Raw genomic sequence first — 19822 nt, 5'->3', positions numbered from 1 at the left:
ATGACGACACCTAATTTGCAAGCACCGATTACTTTACCGATGGGGAAACGCCTGACCTTCCGTATCCTGATTACGACGGTGATAGGGCTTGCTTTGACTTTGGTAGCGATTGGCTACACCTTGCTGCTATCCTGGCAATTAGAAGGGGGGGGCGCTGCGATCAATGAAGCAGGCAGTCTGAGAATGCGTTCTTATCGTATGGCGATGATTTTGGAGCAGGCGCCGCCGAACGGGATTGTGGAACAAGAATTACTCGATTTCAATCGCACGCTGGCAGAGTTGCAGGCGGGCGATCCAAAACGTCCTTTGTTTTTGCCACAAACACTGCCTATCCGTGAACAAATGAAAAAAGTGCAGGATGAGTGGTCACGCAATATACAGCCGAACGCAAAAAGTGTATTGCGTGAAACTGATCCCACAGCCCGTCGCCTAGCCCTGAGTCAGTACGAACAGGAGTTGCCTACTTTTGTTCAAAATATTAATCAACTAGTGATCTTAGTCGAAGTCGAACTGGCGGAAAAAACCACCTGGTTGCGATTATGTCAGACCGCCTTAATTTTCATGTCCCTGGCCGCCAGTGTTGCCTTGCTTTACCTGCTTTATTTGTGGATAGTAGGTCCCGTCACGCGCATGCAGGCGGGGATTGCGCGCATGAGTAAGGATGATTTGAGTGTGCGCTTACCGGTAGAGACCGAAGACGAATTTGGTGTGTTGGCGCAGGCATTTAATCAGATGGCAGATCACGTACAAACGGTACATCGCACATTAGAAGTGCGGGTATCTGAAAAGACTGCTAAATTGCAGGCGCAAAATCATGAGATGAGCACATTGTATGAAATCGCCGGATTCTTGGCGGGGCCGCATGCGATAGAGGAACTCTGCCGTGGCTTCTTACATAGAATCATGCAACGTATGCAGGCCGATGGCGGCACGGTACGTATTCTTGATGCCGTGAATGACAATATGCATATTACCGTGCATGAAGGCATCTCTGAAAAAATGATAGAGGAAGAGCATTGCATTAAGAAAGATGATTGCCTGTGTGGCGCTGCCGCTCAGCAAGGGATTATTTTAGTGCGCGATTTCCGTTTATTAGATCAGCAAAAACGCTATCGTTGTCAGGAAGAGGGCTATGTCTCCTTGGCGGTATTTCAGATCGTGACTCGTGAATTGGTGATAGGGAGTTTTTCCCTGCATTTTTCAAAAGAACGTGTGGTCACCAGTGAAGAACGGCGTTTATTAGAAATTCTCGGGAAGAACCTGGGGTCAGCGATAGAAAATCAACGATTGATCGCAAAAGAAAAAGAGTTTGCCGTGTCGCAGGAGCGCAATTTATTGGCCCAGGGTCTGCACGACAGTATTGCGCAAGGCTTGAATTTTTTAAACCTGCAAGTACAAATGCTGGAAGATTCTTTAAAACGAGACCAGGTCGAAGAAATTCGTGAAATCGCGCCTTTGTTGCGTGCCGGGGTACAAGAAAGTTATGAAGATGTACGAGAACTCTTACTGAATTTTCGTACTCGTTTGCAAGACAGTAATCTGGAATCAGAAATGCGTAATGTGGTGGCCAAATTTCAGCGTCAGACGGGTGTGCATAGCGAGATTCAGTTTGCCGGTAACGGTGCGCCATTAGCACCGGAGCAGCAATTGCAGGTACTATTTATTTTGCAGGAAGCCTTATCGAATGTGCGCAAACATGCGCAGGCCAGCGAAGTGCAAGTCAGGATAGATAATGTGCGTGATTTTTCCATGAGTGTGCATGATGATGGCCTGGGGTTTGATATGGAGACCGTCGCCGACAAAGGCGAGGGCCATGTAGGACTCAGAATTATGAAAGAGCGGGCTGAACGTCTATCTGCGCAGTTTTCAATTGAGAGTAGCCTCAGTCATGGCACTACGATAGCCCTGCATTTGCGACGACAGGAACGCTTAGTAGCTTAAAGCTAGTCTAAAAATAGAAAGTAGAGACATGAGTATTCGTATTTTGCTAGTCGATGACCATAGCCTGTTTCGCAGTGGGATTCGTCTGCTATTGCAACGTAATCCCGAGTTTGAAATCGTAGGCGAAGCGGCTGATGGTTTAGAGGGCGTGAAACGCGCTAAACAATTAAAACCCGATGTGGTGCTCATGGATCTCAATATGGCCGGCTTATCGGGATTGGAAGCGATGCAATTGATCGTCGAAGATTTACCTGAAACCGCAGTGCTGATGCTGACCGTGTCGGAAGAAGCTGAAGATCTGACTACGGCCTTAAAGAACGGCGCACGCGGTTATTTATTAAAGAACATAGAAGCCGACTATCTAACCCAAGCGATCAAACGCGCCGCGGCAGGTGAGCCGGTGATTGCCGAGTCCATGACCGCAAAATTAGTCATGCAATTTCGCGCTGGCCATAATGTCAGTACCACACCCGAACGCGAAAAACTCACCCCACGTGAACGCGAAACCATGGTGTGTCTGGCACGCGGTGAAAGCAATAAAGAAATCGCCCGCAATCTCGACGTAGCGGAAAGTACGGTCAAGATTCACGTGCAGAATATTTTGAAGAAATTGAATCTGACTAGTCGGGTGCAAATTGCGGTGTATGCGGTGGAGCATGGGATGGATAAGGCTTAGTGCTATGGTCTCGAAAAAGATAGCCGCTGCTCTTCAATGCAGTTCAGTTTTGCTTAGTCCCGTAGGCCTTAGCTTGAGTCTTGATGTTTGGAATTGATGCTGTTAGCTCCTTCCCCCTTGAAGTCATAGATATCGATACAAGTCGAACTAAGCGCAAAATCCATTAAGCGTCACTCCTGCGTTGGTAGGAGTCCAGCGTCTTTTGTTGAACAACGGATGCCTGCCTTCGCAGGAAAGACGAGACTTGCTGTTACTTTGCCTTTCTAACAAAAGACAAATGTTTCAACTTTCTTTAAAACCGCATCTAGTCTAGTTTCTCAGTCTTTTGCAGCAGCGATCTACGCCTAATGGCGTATAGCACCATCACGAAACGCCACTTACACTTCAAACCTAATTAATTAGGATGGGGAGACGTGATGAGTAAGATTAATCTGGATGGCTTATTGCTTAATCAAGCTTTATTTCGCCATATTTCGCCGTTTGAATTAGATAGCCTAAAAAAAGAAGTGGTTAAGCTAGAGTTGGAAAAAGGCTTAAGTTTATTCCAGAAGGGCGATATGGCGGATGGGTGTTTTATTCTGGTGTATGGCTTGATCAAGTTGGCAATTCCCGCTTCGAACGGCAGTGACAAGATCGTTGAATTGATACGCCCGGGGCAATGCTTTGGCGAGGCGATGATGTTTTTGGAAGAACCATATCCGTTTTATGCAGAAGCCTTGGAAGCTTCTTTACTACTCCGTTTGCCTAAGAACGCTCTATTGAAATTATTAGATCAATCGCCTGCAATTGCGCGTCAGATGATGACGGGTTTATCGTATCGCCTCTTAGGTTTTATCCGTAGCGTAGAACGTCAATCCTCGCATAATGCGATGCAACGTGTGGTTGACTATTTAGTACAGACCGCTTTATCGCAAGAGAGTAACGAGATTCGGCTGGAGTTAAAGAAGAATGTGGTAGCTTCGCTGCTCAACTTAACGCCAGAAACCTTCTCGCGTATGTTGCATCATTTGAGCGAGTTGGGGCTGATCAGTGTCAGCGCATCGCGAATTACAATTAGTTCTTTGCCTGCACTCAAAGCCTATCCGCAAATTCATAGTGAGTCTGAGCACCATAGCGGCAAATTGACTGCGCATAGCGCATCGCACAAAAAGAGTACAACACATAACTCAGTTCCACTCAGTTAATCTCGGTAGGCAAAGTTAAGTTGAATCTCGTAGTGCGGGTGCAACCCGCGCTGCTCAGCTGTTCAATGGCTTGGCGGCGCGGGTTGCACCCGCCCTAGAGCTAAAACCTCTCAACACAGAGGCACAGAGACGCAGAGAAAGGCTCGAGGAAATAAAAATGTTACGATTTCCTTCATTTTGTTTTTCTCCGTGCTACCTCTGTATCTCTGGTCGCAGCATACTGCGTACCTATGGTTAGTGGTTTTAGAATTTTGGTTGGCACCTATGGGGTTGCCTTACCATATCTATTCTTAATATTTGTTCTGTTCGCAAGTCCTTATTGAGCTGCCCTAGTTCTTTCGGCTAGGTCACACCTACTTCTGCAGTCATATTTCCACCCAGATGAAGAATTTTCAAATAGACAGCGACTCCGTATTCTGTCAGTCATGCTGAATGGTATCTAGGATACAACCGAGATTTCCATTAGGCGCGCTGAAGGCGCTATTTGAGCGCCGAGGGCGAATTTTCGGTCATTTTTGTTGCTCTTCGTTGCCAATAGCTCGCTATTGGCGCCTCATTCGCACCAAAACTGTCTCGAAAAGTGCATCCCTCGACATCTCAAATCCTAATGGAAATCTCGGTTCAATGGCATGCGTTTAGCGATGCAGGTATCAATTTTTTAGGGAGATGAAAATGAGTCACGTATTAAGTCGATGGGAACCGGAAGACAGTGCGTTTTGGAGCAAGGAGGGGAATGGCATTGCGAATCGCAATTTGTGGATTTCTATACCTTGTTTGATGTTGGCGTTCTCGGTTTGGATGTTATGGAGTGTGGTGGCGGCGAATTTGGATAAGGCCGGTTTCAAATTCACCAAAGATCAGTTATTTTTTCTGACCGCCTTGCCGGCCTTATCAGGCGCTACTCTGCGTATCTTTTATTCCTTCCTGGTCCCTGTGTTTGGCGGTCGCCGCTTTACTGCTTTTTCTACAGCCAGTCTGTTGATTCCTGCTATCGGTATGGGCTTTGCGTTGCAAGATCCGACCACCAGTTATTCCACTTTGTTGATCTTAGCTTTGTTGTGTGGACTGGGTGGCGGTAATTTTAGTTCCAGCATGGCGAACATCAGTTTCTTTTTTCCTAAATCAAGAAAAGGCTATGCCACTGGGATGAATGCTGGAATCGGCAATCTTGGTGTGTCTGTAGTGCAGTTTGTCGCGCCCTTAGTGATTTCTTCTGCCGTGTTTGGTGCTGCCATTTCTGGTGATGGTTTCTTGTATCACAACGTTAAAACTAATACAGATAAAATGTTCTGGTTATCCAATGCGGGTTTTATTTGGGTTCCATTTATTGTGGCGGCGACGATTGCGGCCTGGTTTGGCATGAATGATATTGCGTCTGCTAAGGCCTCATTTTCTGATCAGGCGATTATTTTTAAACGCAAACACAATTGGCTGATGTGCTGGTTATACATCGGTACATTTGGTTCTTTCATTGGTTTTTCCGCTGCCTTTGCGATGTTAATCAAAGCACAGTTTCCTGAAGTGGATGTAGCTAAGTTTGCTTTTCTTGGTCCTTTGGCTGGCGCTTTAGCACGTCCTGTTGGGGGTATCTTGTCGGATAAGTTAGGTGGTGCACGTTTGACCTTCTGGGTATTTGGTGCGATGTCTGCCGTGATTGCGTTCGGAATTTTGCCTGGTTTACATGCGCATCAATTTAACGTGTTTTTGTTCTCCTTCATTGGTATGTTTATTTTGACGGGTTTGGGCAATGGGTCAACTTTCTGCATGATCCCTATCATTTTTCAAACTGAGAGAGAACGTGCAAGTGCTGGTAAAGGCGAGGCTGCGATTAAGCAAGCGCGTTTGGATGCGGCGAAAGAGTCCGCTGCCGTCTTGGGATTTTCTGGTGCGATTGGTGCGTACGGCGGTTTTTTTATTCCACAAAGCTTTGGTACCTCGATCAAGATCACGGGCGCACCTGATATGGCTTTGTATACCTTCATCGGGTTTTATGTCAGCTGTATGATTATTACCTGGTGGTTTTATTCTCGTAAAAATGCTGAGATGCCTTGTTAAGAAAGGGAAGCAACGCAGGATTAAGCCGATGTGAAAAAGCCCCGCGAGCAGTGCTAATGCCGTTCAGTTAAGTCGAATATGGGAAAATATCAGTGAGGAAATGCGAGATAGCTATCCGAATTAACTTTGTGACGCTGGACAAGAATGAAAACCCCTCAACGCCGAGACGCTGAGACGCGGAGATACGCAGAGAAACCTAAAAGATCGTCGCTTTTCTCTGCGCTCCTCAGCGACTCTGCGTCTCGGCGTTGAGGGGTTTTGAGCATAATTAACTGCCTTGTTTGCATCACCGTACGACATTACCGCTAGTAGAGGGGCTTTTTTAAGTTTGAGATTTGATCTTAGTCACTGAGCGCAACTTTAGCCGCTTCTTCAGGCGTCAAACCGTCATAAAATTGATCGGTCAAAAATTCAATTTCTTCTTCAATAAATTCCTGAGCTTGCGCTTGAGTCGCGCCGCCTTTGACCAGGAAACCCTCGACTTCTATACACCAATTGATCACAGCCATGGTTTCTTCATCGAGTTCTTCATTTTTCTTTGCCATGATGTTTCCTTTTGCTTGGTTAGTTGTCTTAATTGCGTTGTCTTGAATTGTTGCGCTTACATAGCACCATATCGGCTACGAAGTATTATCATGTTACTTGATCCGTACTATCGCCGCATCATTCTGATTAAACTAAATATGGTACTACGCTATGAATTTTCATTATCGACTTGTAAATGTGTTCGCCGAATCGACTTTTGGGGGAAACCCACTTTGCGTGTTTGAAGACGCACGGGGTTTAAGCGATGCGCAAATGCAAGCGATTGCCTTGCAATTTAATTTATCTGAAACAGTATTTATTTTGCCGTCTGAGCGAGCAACTGCCCGTATGCGGATTTTTACTACGGGTTATGAAATGCCGTTTGCTGGGCATCCTACTTTAGGGACAGCGCACGTCGTACGTCAACTGTTGAAGACGGGGAATACGATTAGCTTGGAGTGCAAAGCGGGTATCGTACCAGTGCAAGCTGCTTCGACCGAGTCTGATGCTCCTGATGTTTGGACATTTACAGCGCCTGTGCAAGGACTACCTGTGACTGCGAAGTGTGCTTTGCCTGGGGCTGAAGTTGCGGCGATGTTGGGTTTACATGCGAGCGATTTACTCGATGAACCCTTGTGGGTGAATACCGGCACCGATCAATTATTGGTGCCACTGCGCACAATCGAAGCGGTGCAGCGTGCTCAACCTGATAGCAGTCGCTTAGCGGATTGGCCGCCTAGTAGTTTAGGGAGAAAAACGGCTTATGTGTTTGCTTGCGATAATCATGTTTCCAACACAGATGAACGCTTAGCGATCACTTCGCGTTATTTTTTTACTAAACAAGGTGGTGGTGTGGCCGAAGATCCCGGTACCGGATCGGCCTGTGCGAATTTGGGCGGCTGGTGGATTGCGCAGCACAGATCCTTACCGGTGCGTATACAAATAAGTCAGGGTGAGCAAGTACAAAGGCCTAGTCGTCTATATTTAGATGTCAGTCCAGAATATGCGATACAGGTAGGCGGGCGCGTGCTTGAATTGGGACGTGGGGTGATAAACTTAGGGAAAATCCAAAATACCTGAAACCTTATCCAAGCAGAAGAAAGAAAATGACGACAGAGAAAAAAACGATGTTGAGCGTGGCAGAAGCACTGCAAACTTTATTGCAAGCGGTGCGACCTATCCATGAAGTAGAACAGATAAACACGCTGGCGGCGAATGGCCGGATTTTGGCGCAATCTCAGCGCTCAAGTCTGCATGTGCCGCCTATGGATAACACGCAAATGGATGGTTATGCAGTATGTTCGGCTGACTGCGTAAGTGGTAATGCACGTTTAAGAGTTTCGCAAAGAATACCGGCAGGCGTGCTAGGACGCGAGCTGGAAGCAGGTACTGCCGCGCGTATTTTTACGGGAGCGTTTATCCCAGAAGGTGCGGATGCGGTGGTGATGCAAGAACAATGCACGGTCGAGCAAGTAGGCGATCAGACTTTTGTCACGGTCGCGCATGCACCGAAAAGCGGTGAGTGGATACGTCGACAAGGTGAGGATATTCGGGCGGGTGCTGAGATTTTGAGTGCGGGTACGCGTTTGCGTGCTCAGGAGTTGGGTTTAGCTGCCTCCGTTGGTTTAGCCAGTTTGCCCGTGGTGCGTTCTCTGCGTGTGGCGGTATTTTTTACGGGGGATGAGTTGACTATGCCGGGTGAGGATTTGAAGCCCGGTGCTATCTATAATTCAAATCGTTTTTTGCTAACCGGTCTGTTGCAAAATCTGGGATGTACCATCAGCGATTATGGCATCGTGCCGGATAGTTTAGAGGCAACTCGCGCCACTTTGCGGGCGGCTGCACGTGAACATGATTTGATTATTACTTCGGGTGGTGTCTCGGTCGGAGAAGAAGACCATATTCGTCCAGCGGTAGAAGCCGAGGGCAAGATTGCGATGTGGCAGATCGCTGTTAAGCCGGGTAAGCCTTTGGCGTTTGGTGAAGTGAGGCGCGACGTTGGTAGCGATACCGCATTTTTTCTTGGACTACCCGGGAATCCCGTGTCTAGTTTCGTGACCTTCCTATTGTTCGTTCGTCCTTTTATTCTCAGATTGCAAGGCGTGCAAGATGTGGCGCCGCAGTCTTTTCCTATGCGTGCCGATTTCGATATGACTAAGGCGGATAGACGTAATGAATTTTTACGTGCCAAAATCAATACTCAGGGCGGTTTGGATTTGTTTTCTAATCAAAGTTCGGGCGTATTGACGTCGACGGTGTGGGGTGACGGCTTGATCGATTTAGCGGCAGGTTCAACGATCAGTCGAGGAGAATTCGTCAAATTTATTCCCTTTAGTGCGGTGCTTAATTAGAAAAAAATCAGACATGAAAATTCAATTACGTTTTTTTGCCAGTGTGCGTGAAAAACTAGCGAGTTCAGGAGAACTATTAGAACTGTCCGACGAGGTCATAAACGCCAGTCAGGTACGCGCTTTATTGATCGCCCGGGGTGGTGTCTGGGCCGAAGTGTTGGCACCTGATCGTGCTTTGCGCATGGCGTATAATCAGCAGATGATACATGGCGATACGCCATTGCAAGATGGCGGCGAACTTGCCTTTTTTCCGCCAGTGACGGGCGGTTAGGAATGAGTATGTTGATTTCGGTACAGACTGAAGATTTCGATTTGAGCACGGAGATTGCAAAGATGCGTGCGCACAATCCCGCGATCGGTGCAGTGGTGAGTTTTGTGGGACTGGTTCGTGATTTAAATGAAGGGCTGCAAGTGAGGGCGATGGAGTTAGAACATTATCCTGGCATGACGGAAAAGTCCTTAGCAATGATCGCAGCCCAAGCTAAACAACGTTGGAATTTGATCGACTGTCTGATCATTCATAGAGTTGGCGCTTTACTCGCCTTAGATCAAATCGTCTTGGTGGCCGCAGCCAGCGCGCATCGTGGTGAAGCCTTCGCCGCTTGCGAGTTTATGATGGATTACCTAAAAACCGAAGCTCCGTTTTGGAAAAAAGAAACCACGCCCGAAGGCGAGCGCTGGGTCGATGCGCGTGTGACCGATGAGACTGCCATGCGTAAGTGGCAGAACGCCGGAGAAGTGAATTAGTATGAACGGTCTCGCTGTGATTGCGGTCGGTGTCGGCGCGGCATTCGGTGCTTGTGTGCGCTGGTTGCTCGGTCTGTGGTTAAATCCTGTCATGTCCAGTCTGCCCTTGGGCACCTTGCTGGCCAATTTGGGTGGCGGCTATGTGATCGGTATTTGTGTCGGTTTTTTCTCGGCGAATCCGCAGTTGTCACCAGAATGGAAGTTGTTGATTGTCACGGGTTTTCTGGGTGGCTTAACCACCTTTTCGACCTTCTCCGCAGAGGCTATGGATTTATTGCAAAAAGGTGAGTGGATATGGGCGTTTGCACATAGTGCTTTGCATTTAATTGGTTCTATTGCCTGTTGTTTTGCTGGTTTTGCTAGCTGGCGTTTTCTTCAATCTCTCTAAGTAAAAATAAAAATATGTCAGAAAATACTTTGATGTTTCCTCCGATCGAACCTTACCGTCACGGCATGTTAGAAGTCGATGCAATGCACAGCTTGTATTGGGAAGAGTGCGGCAATCCTGACGGTCAGCCTGTGCTGTTTTTGCATGGTGGACCGGGCGGTGGTACTTCGCCAACGCATAGACGTTTTTTTGATCCTGCGCATTACCGTATCGTGCTATTTGATCAGCGTGGTGCAGGTAAATCGACACCGTTAGGCGAGTACAGAAATAACACAACCGCTTTGTTGATCGAAGACATAGAAAAAATTCGCACCATGTTGGGCATAGAACAATGGCTGGTGTTTGGCGGTTCTTGGGGCTCTACTTTGGCCTTGGCCTACGGTGAAGAATATCCGGATCGCTGTTTGGGTTTTGTCTTGCGCGGTATCTTTTTATGTACCAAGGCAGAAGTCGATTGGTTTGTGAATGGCATCAATCATTTTTATCCTGAAGTTCATCAACGCTTCGCCGAAGCGATCCCGCATTCTGAACGCGGTAATTTATTGCAAGCTTATGTGAAACGCTTGTTCTGTGATGAGCCTGCGATCTATAAAGAAGCCGCGCGCCATTGGAGTCGCTATGAAGGTTCTTGTTTATTTTTGGAACCGCAGGCACAAGCGATAGAGGATTTTGAGTCTGATGAAGTGAGCTTAGGTATAGGTCGCCTCGAAGCGCATTACATGCTAAATGGCGCATTTATGGATGAAGATCAGTTGATCAAAAATATCCATAAAATTCGTCATCTGCCCGCAGTGATAGTTCAAGGGCGTTATGACGTGATTTGTCCTCCAGTGTCCGCCTATCGATTACATCAAGCCTGGCCATCTGCCAAGATGCATATGATAGTCGATGCTGGACACGCCGCAATGGAGCCGGGTATTGCGACCGAACTGGTGCGCGCGACAGAACAATTTAAAACACACGGGAAGTTCTTGTAAGCGCTTCTTATGCACGATGTAGAAACCACTTACTATCAGGCCAGTATTGCGGCTTTGTCGCACCGTACTCCTGCAATGCTTGAACAGCGGCCTGCGCTAGCACAGCATCTGGAGGCGGAAGTCTGCGTGATCGGCGCTGGCTATGCTGGTTTGGCCACTGCCTTAGGATTGTTAGAGCGTGGTGTGAAAAATGTGGTGATACTTGAGGCCGAGCAAGTCGGATTCGGTGCCTCTGGTCGCAATGGCGGTTTTGTGTTTGGTGGTTTTAGTTTGGATAACCGTGATTTGCTAAAGCAATGCGGCCGCCAACATGCACGCGCTATGTATCAATTGACGCTGGATGCAGTGAAATTGATACGCCGCCGTACGACGCAATTTCAATATGATTTCCAGATTGATTGTCAGCGCAATGACAGCGGGGTTTTGCTCGCGAATTGGTTCGATGACGAGCGCATTTTGCGGCGTACTCTTGACTTTATGTTGCGCGAGTTTGAGGTGGACTGGCGACTGCTGAGCAGGGAGGAAACCCGGGCGCAATTGCATACTGAGCGTTATTTCGGTGCCTTACATGAGGCGAATGCCTTTCACTTTCATCCTCTGTTGTATGCGCAAGCCAGTGCATTAGCCATAGAGCGAGCGGGTGGAAAAATATTTGAAACCAGTCGTGTCCTCGCGATAGAAGCGCAAGGTGCCGCGCATAGGGTTGTGACGAAGCGCGGCAGTGTCACGGCGCAGCATGTGGTGGTTGCCTGTGGTGGCTATATAGAGAAACTGGTGCCACGTTTGTCCCGTGCCGTCTTGCCGATTGCGACTTATGTTGCAGCGACTGAGCCTTTGGGCGATAAGCTGAAAATGGCGATGCAAACCTCTGCCGCTGTCTATGACACTCGATTTGCATTTGATTATTATCGTCCTCTCGCTGATCAGCGATTATTATGGGGCGGAAGGATTTCGATAGTAGAGCGCTCGCCGGAGCAGGTAAAGCGCCTCTTGTATGCCGATATGCTGAAAGTGTATCCACAACTGGCTGATGTCAAACTGGAGTTTGCCTGGAGTGGACTGATGAGTTATGCCAGACACAAAATGCCGCAACTGGGACAAACTCCCGAGGGTATTTGGTACGCGCTAGGCTTTGGCGGACACGGCGTGGCACCAACGACTTTGGCGGGCGAAGTGATGGCGCAAGCGATAGCCTATAAAAAGGCTCTCCCAGCGGGTTTTGATCAATATGGCTTGTCCGGTACTTATTCTTACGCCGGACTCATGGCCGCGCAATTTAGCTATTGGTATTTTGAATTGCGTGACTGGTGGCGTCAGTAGTGAGCATTTAGTGGCGAGCCTATTAATTGCGTAAATGATAAAGCCACACAGCGCCAACATGGTTTTTCGTTTGTGTATCCGCAGCAATCTCTCTACAATGCGCTCTGGTTCGTAATGAAGCATCCCATTGCTTTTAGTTATTTGTACAAATCATAGTAATACCGTCTACTCAATTTAAGTAAAGAAAATAATGACTCCATCGAATAAATCCCGTAATGCCCGCCAACGTAAAAAATTGCACGTAGGCGAATTCCAAGAATTTGGTTTTGAATACCAAGCAGAATTGACCCAAGAACTGAGCTCCGATCAAGAAGCGCAGTTAATTCATACTTTTTTGGAAGAGTTAATTGAAGTACGTGACCTGGCTTTGAGTGGCTGGTTGACGACGGGTTTTGTCTGCAAATTCGGCCCCGGCTCTGCAACAGACGAAGATCGCGCAGCCTTAAAAGCGTGGATGACGGCACGTCCTGAGTTTAAAAACGTACAAGTTGGTGCTTTGAAAGATGCTTGGTATTCACCTATGGATACCGAATTCGCAGAATAAGACGCTTGAGACTTTCTCAAACGGTTTCTGTGTAGAATTTCAAAAAAGAGAGCTTCGGCTCTCTTTTTTTTGGGGCATTTGGAATCACCTATCCATCACTTATTTTAAGGATTCGATGCAGCTGACCGCGCCAGCGTGTCCAGCCAGTCGTCGAATTCTGTATCCATAGTCTGTCCCCACGAGCGAACCAGTGACTGGTAGCGCGGATAATCGCCAGTCCGTGTGAATATCAGCATCTGTTGTATCTGTTCACGATGTCGTTCTAACATAAAACGCACTGCCAGATAGCCCCAAGTGTAAATGCGGATTGTGCCATTATTTTTTTCGTAGGCGGTATCGAATAATTGACTTAAGCGATAGGTCTTCTGCGCGCCTACCAGTGCAGCTTGCGGATGCTGATTACCTCTTGCAATATATTCTGCCAATCCTTCACCCCACCAAACAAGATAGGGTGCCGCGGGTGCGGGTTTGGGACAATTTTCTGGTGCTGCGTGCGAGTCATGCAGATTTGCACAAAAGTCGCCATAGAGATTAAAGCGTCCATCTAGATAATGAATATATTCGTGACCTAAGTTATGTACTTTGCCTTGTTCTTTTTGATAAGCGACAAATTCTGCATGATTTTGCGCTTGATCAGGTAGGCCTTCCAGATACATGCCGCCATTGTCGACAGGCATATTAAAGTGCTGTCCAGCGTATTGCGCAAAGCTCGCCTGATCCTTATAAATATTCGCTCGTAAAGACTGATTGTGATCATGTTTTACGGGTGTCAGTGTTTGTCCTTTTCCCGCAAACAAGGTGTGAAATTGCCGCTCCAGTGCACCCAGTTGTTCACAGGCTGCGCTTTGCTCTTCTTTAGTCATGGCTTGCGAACGTAGGCTTAAACTAGCACTACAAGTGTGTTCGCGAGTCAGTACTTGATCGACTTTGGCATCTGATGGTAGTTGACTCGCCGCGTTAAAACTGATCATGAGCAGGGAATAAGTGAGTAAGGATTTGGCAGCATTGAGACTGAAAAATCGAAATAATTGGAAGCGTTCGCCCACAGTGTTCCTCGTAAAAAAAGTAATCGTTGTTAACTAATGATTTACGCAAAATTGCACTAGCTAGGCGCGTCGCCGAAGACAGTACACTTGTGCGATCAGGTGACTGCAACGACGCTAGCGTCTGTTTTGCGTAAATCCTAAACTTAAATAAAGTGAGATGAGCAGGTAAAAAAGCACACATCTACCCCTATAATTATAGATATATTTATAGTATATTTGTGGTATATTTTTATTTTATTGGTTCAGTTCCCGTTTTTATTCATGTCAGAGGTTAAAAAAGTATGACTAACGCTAACCGCTTTTCTGCCTGGCGGGCACCCGCATCCTGGCTAGCGATCACTAGTTTAGATTGCCATACGGGCGGTGAGCCTTTGCGTATTATTACTTCTGGATTCCCAGCTCTGATGGGTGACGGTATGTTGGCCATGCGCCGTGATTGCCTGAGCCAGCACGATCACTTGCGCACCGCATTGATGTTTGAACCGCGTGGGCATGCTGATATGTACGGTGCCTTAATCACCAAAGCGGAACGACCCGATAGCGATTTTGGTGCCTTGTTTTTGCATAATGAGGGCTATAGCACAATGTGTGGACACGCTATTATCGCTTTGACCCGAACGGCGATTGAAGCGGGTGTTGTACCCAAGGTCGAACCATTGACTTCGCTTAAAATTGACGTGCCTTGTGGCCAAATTAATGCTTACGCCGAGCTGAGAGAAGGCGAGATTCAGGGCATTTATTTTGACAATGTAGCTTCTTTTGTCACTGCGCTTGATCAAACCATAGAAGTCGAGGGCATAGGTCTGGTGACTTATACTTTGGCGTATGGTGGTGCTTTTTACGCCTATGTGGATGCAGCGCAAATTGGCTTATCTTTGGAGCCCGACAATCACCGTCAAATTATTGACTATGGTCGCCGTATTAAGCAGGCAGTGATGGCGAATCCACAAATAGCGCATCCATTTGAAGCCGATTTGAGTTTTTTATACGGCACCATTTTTTCGGCACAGTCTGCGCAAGCAGGTGTGCATAGTCGCAATGTCTGTATTTTCGCTGATGGGGAATTAGATCGCAGTCCCACCGGTAGTGGCGTCTCAGGGCAGGCCGCCATTTTGTCTGCACGTGGCTTATTGGCCGTAGGCGAGCGTATTACGATAGAAAGTATTTTGGGATCGCAATTTCAAGTCAGTGTGCTGCAGACGCTAAACTATGGCGGTATCGCAGCAGTCATACCGCGTGTCTATGGTACTGCTCACGTGACGGGGCAACACACTTTTTATATTGATCCGCAAGATCCTTTAAAGCAGGGATTTCTTTTCAGGTGACACCAATGGTACAAGCTCAATTCCAACAACGTCTGCATGATTTTCGCGCCAGCATGAGGCATGCAAGTCAAGAAGCAGCGTTGATTTTTTCCTTAGATAATTTACGATACTTATTCAACTATACAGGCGAGGCTGCTTATGGTGTAGTGACTGCCGATGCGCTTTATCTGGTGACGGACTATCGTTTTTTAGAGCAAGCGCAGCAGGAGTGCGTTAATGAACAAATCGCGACTAGCGTGATTTGCCGCGACAGAGACCGGCAGAGTTTAGGTGCTGCGCTGGCTGAGTTGTTGCAAAAAAATAGGCTACGTCATGTTTGGTTCGAAGCTGAGCACGTGACAGTCAGTATGTGGCAAAGCATAGCGCAAGAATTATTGTCCTATGTATTGACGCCCTCGCCAGCCATATTGGAACAACAAAGGAAAACCAAGGATGCGTGGGAGATAGCGCAAATACAGGCGGCAGCCAACATCGCGGATCAAGCTCTCGCGGCTGTCTTGCCGCAAATGCGGCTTGGAGTGAGTGAAGCAGAACTGGCACTGGAACTTGATTATCAAATGCAACAACGTGGATCGGCTGGCGTGTCGTTTACAACTATATTAGGTTTTGGTGCACGATCAGCTTTGCCACATTGCATACCCTCAGACAGAAAGTTACAAGCCGGTGATCTTGTCGTATTGGATTTTGGCGCGGTAGTGAATGGCTATCGATCTGACATGACGCGCAGTTTTGTGGCTGGTCCAGCAACGCCTCAACAGCGTGCGATGTTCGATGCGGTGTTTGCGGCTCAACAAGCTGCGTTTGCGACGTTAAGGGCGGGTGTAGCAGCAGTCGATGTGAACGCAGCATCCAGTGCGGTATTGCAGGCTTCCGCATTTGCGGAGTTTGCCGGTCCTGGCCTGGGGCATGGTGTAGGAATCAAACTGCATGAACAACCATTTATTAGTCCCGTCTGTCGTGAATATCTGGGGCGCGATTATGTGGTGACGATAGAGCCGGGTATTTATATTCCCGGCTATGGCGGCATACGCATAGAAGACGATGTATTGATTACTGATGATGGCTATCAATTACTGACCCATGCACCTAAAGAATTTGAACTCGCATTATAAATGCATCGTGAACTTATTATGAAAACAGTCAGCGCACAGGAAGTCAATCAGGTATTGGACTTTCCGACTTTGATCAATGCTTTAGATGCAGGATTTAAGCAAGAGTTTGGTATGCCGCAGCGCCAGGTATTTTCCTTATCGACCGCGCCGGACAATCATGATGGGTTTGCGGTACTTCCTGCATGGAATGAAGACTTAATTGGTGTGAAGGCCTTCACCTATTTTCCTGAGAATGGTGCGCAACAATTGCCGACTTTGTTTTCCAAAATATTGTTATTCAAGCGCAGTAATGGCCTGCCGCTGGCGATGTTGGATGGCACCGCGGTGACTTATTGGCGCACAGCCGCAGTCTCTGCGCTCGCCAGCCGTTATTTGGCACGACCCGAATCCATGCGCATGCTTTTACTGGGTACGGGCAATTTAGCGCTTCCATTGATTAGCGCACACTTAGCCGAGCATGCAATTGCTCAGGTTGCGGTATGGGGGCGAAGCGAGGACAAAGTAAACGTCTTACTAAAACAAGCACAACAGTTATTCCCTCATGTGGAATTTATTGAGGCAAATGACATCGCTGCCTTTGCAGGAAAAGTTGACATCATCGTCAGCGCAACCGGTGCGGCTCAACCCTTACTATTTGGTAAGGATGTCGCGGTTGGTTGCCATGTCGATTTATTGGGAAATCACAGCCCTGATCGACGTGAATGTGACACAGAGTTAATTCAAAAATCCGCAGTCTATGTGGATTACAGGGATAATGTATTGAAGGAAGCAGGGGAGTTGTTGATTCCCATCAGCGAGGCTGCATTTGCGGCATCGGATGTGAAAGCGGATCTGGCAGAGTTGTGCCGCCGCGGCGTTTCTTCGAGAACTGGGGTTGATGAGATTACTTTGTTTAAATCGGTAGGGACGGCTTTGAGTGATTTGATTTGTGCTAAGTTGGTGTTGGATAGAGTGGGCTGAGTTTGTTTGAGTGGTTTTTATTTTCGTCGTATGGTGACCTTTTGTGGTGATTTTTGAGTTTGTTGGCCGGGGATAGGCGTAGGGTGGGCACGGGTTTTGTGCCCACGCGTGATTTGTGTTTTGGGTTGGCTTTTTTCTCGTCTCTTGGTGAAGTATTGTCGCGATTTTTGAGTCTGTAGGTCGGGGGTGGCCCGACAGTCTTTACCTTTTTTGCTTCGCCAAAAAAGGTAACCCAAAAAAGGTGACCACGCTGCCACTGGCCTTCGGCTTCCCAATTGTGCAGGACAAAAAATGGGAAAGCTTCGAAACTCGCTTCCCTTGCAGGGCGCATCTTCGCTAGCACGCGAAGACCGTACGCAGGCGATGTGCATGCACATCGAAACCCCTGCTTAACCTCAGACAACGAAGCTTTCTTTATCCATTTTCTGTCCTGCACAATTGGCAGTGTCAGAAGTGGAACGGCATAAATTCAAAAGCAAAGTCAAAAGCAAAGTCAAAAGCAAAGTCAAAAAGCAACACCAACACAATCAGTCTCGACAAACATGTATTTTTCTAATAGCAGTTGTAGGTCGTTGTTTTTGACTTTGACCTACCCCCGTTTGAGACGATGTAATTTGTGCGTCACAGAAAATGGATAAGAAAGTGTTGCTGTCTGAGCCGAAGGCGAGTTTCAACACTTTCCCATTTTTTGTGATGCACAAATTATGCTGGAGCGTAGCGTAAGCACCCCGTAGGGGCGAGTCTACGGTCGTCTTTTTTGGATTACCTTTTTTGGCGAAGCAAAAAAGGTGATTGGCTGTCGGGCCACACCCGACCTGCAAACGTAGAGCAACAAAAAAAGAAACTAAAATTTCTAAATAGAACACAAAACAAAAGAGACAATCAACATGACAAAACTCCCCCGCACACCTTTCCCCAGAGCCTTCTACGTCGCCAACACCATGGAGATTTTTGAACGCCTCGCCTGGTATGGTTTTTTTACTTTATCTTCCCTCTATATCACCAGTCCGACTGCACAAGGAGGCTTGGGTTTTAGCGATAAGGAGCGTGGTTTTTTGCAGGGGATGATTCCTTTCCTGCTCTACCTTTTACCCGTGATTACCGGCGCCTTAGCAGATCGCTTTGGGTATCGTCGCATGTTTCTGATTTCTTTTATCATCATGTGTCCCTCCTACTATTTGCTGGGACAGGTACATAGTTTCTGGACTTTCTTCCTGGTGTTCTTTGCGGTGGCGGTGGGTGCGGCCTGTTTTAAACCTGTGGTGGTGGGAACGATAGGGCGTTCTACTGATGATACGAATCGTGGGCTTGGTTTTGGTGTGTTTTATACCATGGTGAATATCGGGGGATTTATCGGTCCTTTTGTCGCTGGCTATGTCCGTGCTGTGAGCTGGGATTTGGTATTTGTTATGTCGGCGATCTGGATAGGGATTAATTTTATTCCTGCGCTGTTTTTCTACCAAGAGCCTGAGCATGATAGTCACAAGGATCAACGTAGTTTGAAATTGGTGTTGTTGGAAGTGCAGGAAGTGCTTGGTAATGGACGTCTGGCATTGATGGTGATACCGGCCATTATCGCCTTGATGGTGACAACGCGTATGGGAATCTCATTTCAACACTATTTACTCGGTGTCGTGGTGTGGTTGGGTTTAAATTTCATGTGGACGGTTTTAAGCAAGTCCTTTGGCGCATCAAATTCACTTGCTTGGTATCGACAATCAGTGCAAGTCGGTAATCTGCCTTTTGTCTTGTATTTATTGATTTTGACTGGTTTTTGGGTCGTTTATTTTCAGTTGTTTACGACCTTGCCGGTGTTTATCCGCGACTTCGTTGATACCAAGGATGTGGTGTCCGCTGTGCAGCAGTATGTGCCGTCTTGGCTTGAATTTGTGGCAGGGGTGAATGTGGATCAACTGAGCGCAGCATTGCCTGTTTTGGCACAAAAATATTCCGCAGGTATAGACGCGACGGCATTGCGACAAATCGGTTTTGAGCTGGTGAATTATAAAGTCATGGTCCCCGATGCCGCACTGCGAGTTGGTTTAGCTGAGTTGCAGGCGGGAAGTGTGCAGGCCAAACAACTGGCCGACACATGGGCGCAGCAATATCGTCAGGTGAATCCCGAATATATTGTCAATGTTGGTTTCGGCATGATCGTCCTGTGTCAGATCGGATTCAGCGCCTATATTCAACGCTGGAAGGCATTGCCCATTTTAGTATTTGGCACTTTGATTTTGAGTGCCGGTATCGCTTTATGCGGATTGGGCGCGAGTTTGACTTTGGGTGGTTTTACGGTGATCTTTGCTGTCGTCGTCTTCACCATAGGTGAAATGGTAGCATCGCCGAAAAGTCAGGAATACGTTGCAGCGATTGCACCTAAGAGTAAAACCGCGATGTATATGGGTTACTACTTTGTTTCTCTAGCACTGGGAAATTTGTTTGCAGGATTATTATCGGGCTGGGCTTACACCGCAATCGCCAAGGATATGCAGCAACCGCTCTTGATGTGGGGCTTGTTTGCCGCGATAGGTGTGGTGACGGCTTTGGGTTTGCTTATTTTTAATAATTGGCTTAAATCTAGGTCATAGTTTCGTGATGTCTGGCTCAATGCGAAGACCAGCAAATAGCATCTTGATTTGTGTCAGCGAGTATGAAATTATGCGGGCAAAAT

The 19822-nt window shown here is 47.4% G+C and carries 18 protein-coding genes; 16 read left to right on the top strand and 2 right to left on the bottom strand.

Features of this window, described 5'->3' with window-relative positions:
• The 4 genes from AC1RR2_RS09845 (at position 1) to AC1RR2_RS09830 (ending at position 5856) form a co-directional block, all read left to right on the top strand.
• The gene (locus AC1RR2_RS09845; RefSeq protein ID WP_493222077.1) at positions 1-1941 is read left to right on the top strand and encodes a type IV pili methyl-accepting chemotaxis transducer N-terminal domain-containing protein; all 1941 of its coding nucleotides are present in this window, start codon (positions 1-3) and stop codon (positions 1939-1941) included.
• A gap of 28 nt (positions 1942-1969) precedes the next feature.
• Positions 1970-2617, top strand: a complete 648-nt coding sequence (locus tag AC1RR2_RS09840) for a response regulator (protein WP_493222076.1) — start codon at positions 1970-1972, stop codon at positions 2615-2617.
• Between the two features lie 416 nt (positions 2618-3033).
• Positions 3034-3801, top strand: coding sequence for a Crp/Fnr family transcriptional regulator (locus tag AC1RR2_RS09835; RefSeq protein ID WP_493222075.1), 768 nt, complete (start codon positions 3034-3036; stop codon positions 3799-3801).
• Positions 3802-4473: 672 nt separating this feature from the next.
• Positions 4474-5856, top strand: coding sequence for a NarK family nitrate/nitrite MFS transporter (locus tag AC1RR2_RS09830; RefSeq protein WP_493222074.1), 1383 nt, complete (start codon positions 4474-4476; stop codon positions 5854-5856).
• Between the two features lie 341 nt (positions 5857-6197).
• Here AC1RR2_RS09830 and AC1RR2_RS09825 read toward each other — a convergent pair whose 3' ends face one another.
• The gene (locus AC1RR2_RS09825) at positions 6198-6401 is read right to left on the bottom strand and encodes a hypothetical protein (protein ID WP_314862833.1); all 204 of its coding nucleotides are present in this window, start codon (positions 6399-6401) and stop codon (positions 6198-6200) included.
• A 151-nt stretch (positions 6402-6552) separates the two neighbouring features.
• On the opposite strand from AC1RR2_RS09825, the gene AC1RR2_RS09820 reads away from it, so the two are divergent.
• The 8 genes from AC1RR2_RS09820 to AC1RR2_RS09785 all read left to right on the top strand — a co-directional run bounded on the left by AC1RR2_RS09820 (position 6553) and on the right by AC1RR2_RS09785 (position 12708).
• Complete coding sequence (locus AC1RR2_RS09820; RefSeq protein WP_493222073.1) at positions 6553-7461, top strand: PhzF family phenazine biosynthesis protein; 909 nt, start codon at positions 6553-6555, stop codon at positions 7459-7461.
• Between the two features lie 26 nt (positions 7462-7487).
• Positions 7488-8732, top strand: coding sequence for a molybdopterin molybdotransferase MoeA (locus AC1RR2_RS09815; RefSeq protein WP_493222072.1), 1245 nt, complete (start codon positions 7488-7490; stop codon positions 8730-8732).
• 13 nt (positions 8733-8745) lie between these two features.
• A complete protein-coding gene (locus tag AC1RR2_RS09810) occupies positions 8746-9003 on the top strand; it encodes a MoaD/ThiS family protein (protein WP_493222071.1) in 258 nt (85 codons plus the stop codon).
• Positions 9004-9011: 8 nt separating this feature from the next.
• Positions 9012-9479 (top strand): molybdenum cofactor biosynthesis protein MoaE, encoded by a 468-nt coding sequence (locus AC1RR2_RS09805; protein WP_493222070.1) that lies wholly within the window; start codon positions 9012-9014, stop codon positions 9477-9479.
• Position 9480: 1 nt separating this feature from the next.
• Positions 9481-9867, top strand: coding sequence for a fluoride efflux transporter CrcB (gene crcB / locus AC1RR2_RS09800; RefSeq protein ID WP_493222069.1), 387 nt, complete (start codon positions 9481-9483; stop codon positions 9865-9867).
• Between the two features lie 14 nt (positions 9868-9881).
• Positions 9882-10844 (top strand): prolyl aminopeptidase, encoded by a 963-nt coding sequence (gene pip / locus AC1RR2_RS09795; protein WP_493222068.1) that lies wholly within the window; start codon positions 9882-9884, stop codon positions 10842-10844.
• A 75-nt stretch (positions 10845-10919) separates the two neighbouring features.
• Positions 10920-12164 carry an NAD(P)/FAD-dependent oxidoreductase gene (locus AC1RR2_RS09790; RefSeq protein ID WP_493222091.1) on the top strand — a complete coding sequence of 415 codons (1245 nt, stop codon included), beginning with the start codon at positions 10920-10922 and terminating at the stop codon, positions 12162-12164.
• Positions 12165-12354: 190 nt separating this feature from the next.
• Positions 12355-12708: a YggL 50S ribosome-binding family protein gene (locus AC1RR2_RS09785; RefSeq protein ID WP_493222067.1), complete on the top strand. Its 354-nt coding sequence runs from the start codon at positions 12355-12357 to the stop codon at positions 12706-12708.
• Positions 12709-12812: 104 nt separating this feature from the next.
• On the opposite strand, the gene AC1RR2_RS09780 is transcribed toward AC1RR2_RS09785, so the two are convergent.
• Positions 12813-13754 (bottom strand): collagenase, encoded by a 942-nt coding sequence (locus tag AC1RR2_RS09780; RefSeq protein WP_493222066.1) that lies wholly within the window; start codon positions 13752-13754, stop codon positions 12813-12815.
• A gap of 281 nt (positions 13755-14035) precedes the next feature.
• Here AC1RR2_RS09780 and AC1RR2_RS09775 point away from each other — a divergent pair, with 281 nt between their 5' ends.
• The 4 genes from AC1RR2_RS09775 (at position 14036) to AC1RR2_RS09760 (ending at position 19739) form a co-directional block, all read left to right on the top strand.
• Positions 14036-15079, top strand: coding sequence for a proline racemase family protein (locus AC1RR2_RS09775; protein WP_493222065.1), 1044 nt, complete (start codon positions 14036-14038; stop codon positions 15077-15079).
• 5 nt (positions 15080-15084) lie between these two features.
• Positions 15085-16191, top strand: a complete 1107-nt coding sequence (locus AC1RR2_RS09770; protein WP_493222064.1) for a M24 family metallopeptidase — start codon at positions 15085-15087, stop codon at positions 16189-16191.
• An 18-nt stretch (positions 16192-16209) separates the two neighbouring features.
• Positions 16210-17151 carry a bifunctional Delta(1)-pyrroline-2-carboxylate/Delta(1)-piperideine-2-carboxylate reductase gene (gene lhpI, locus AC1RR2_RS09765; RefSeq protein ID WP_493222063.1) on the top strand — a complete coding sequence of 314 codons (942 nt, stop codon included), beginning with the start codon at positions 16210-16212 and terminating at the stop codon, positions 17149-17151.
• A gap of 887 nt (positions 17152-18038) precedes the next feature.
• Positions 18039-19739: an MFS transporter gene (locus AC1RR2_RS09760; RefSeq protein WP_493222062.1), complete on the top strand. Its 1701-nt coding sequence runs from the start codon at positions 18039-18041 to the stop codon at positions 19737-19739.
• Positions 19740-19822 lie beyond the last annotated feature (83 nt).

Source organism: Undibacterium sp. GW821-FHT11H02 (assembly GCF_058808015.1).
This window is presented reverse-complemented; position numbering and strand designations above follow the sequence as displayed.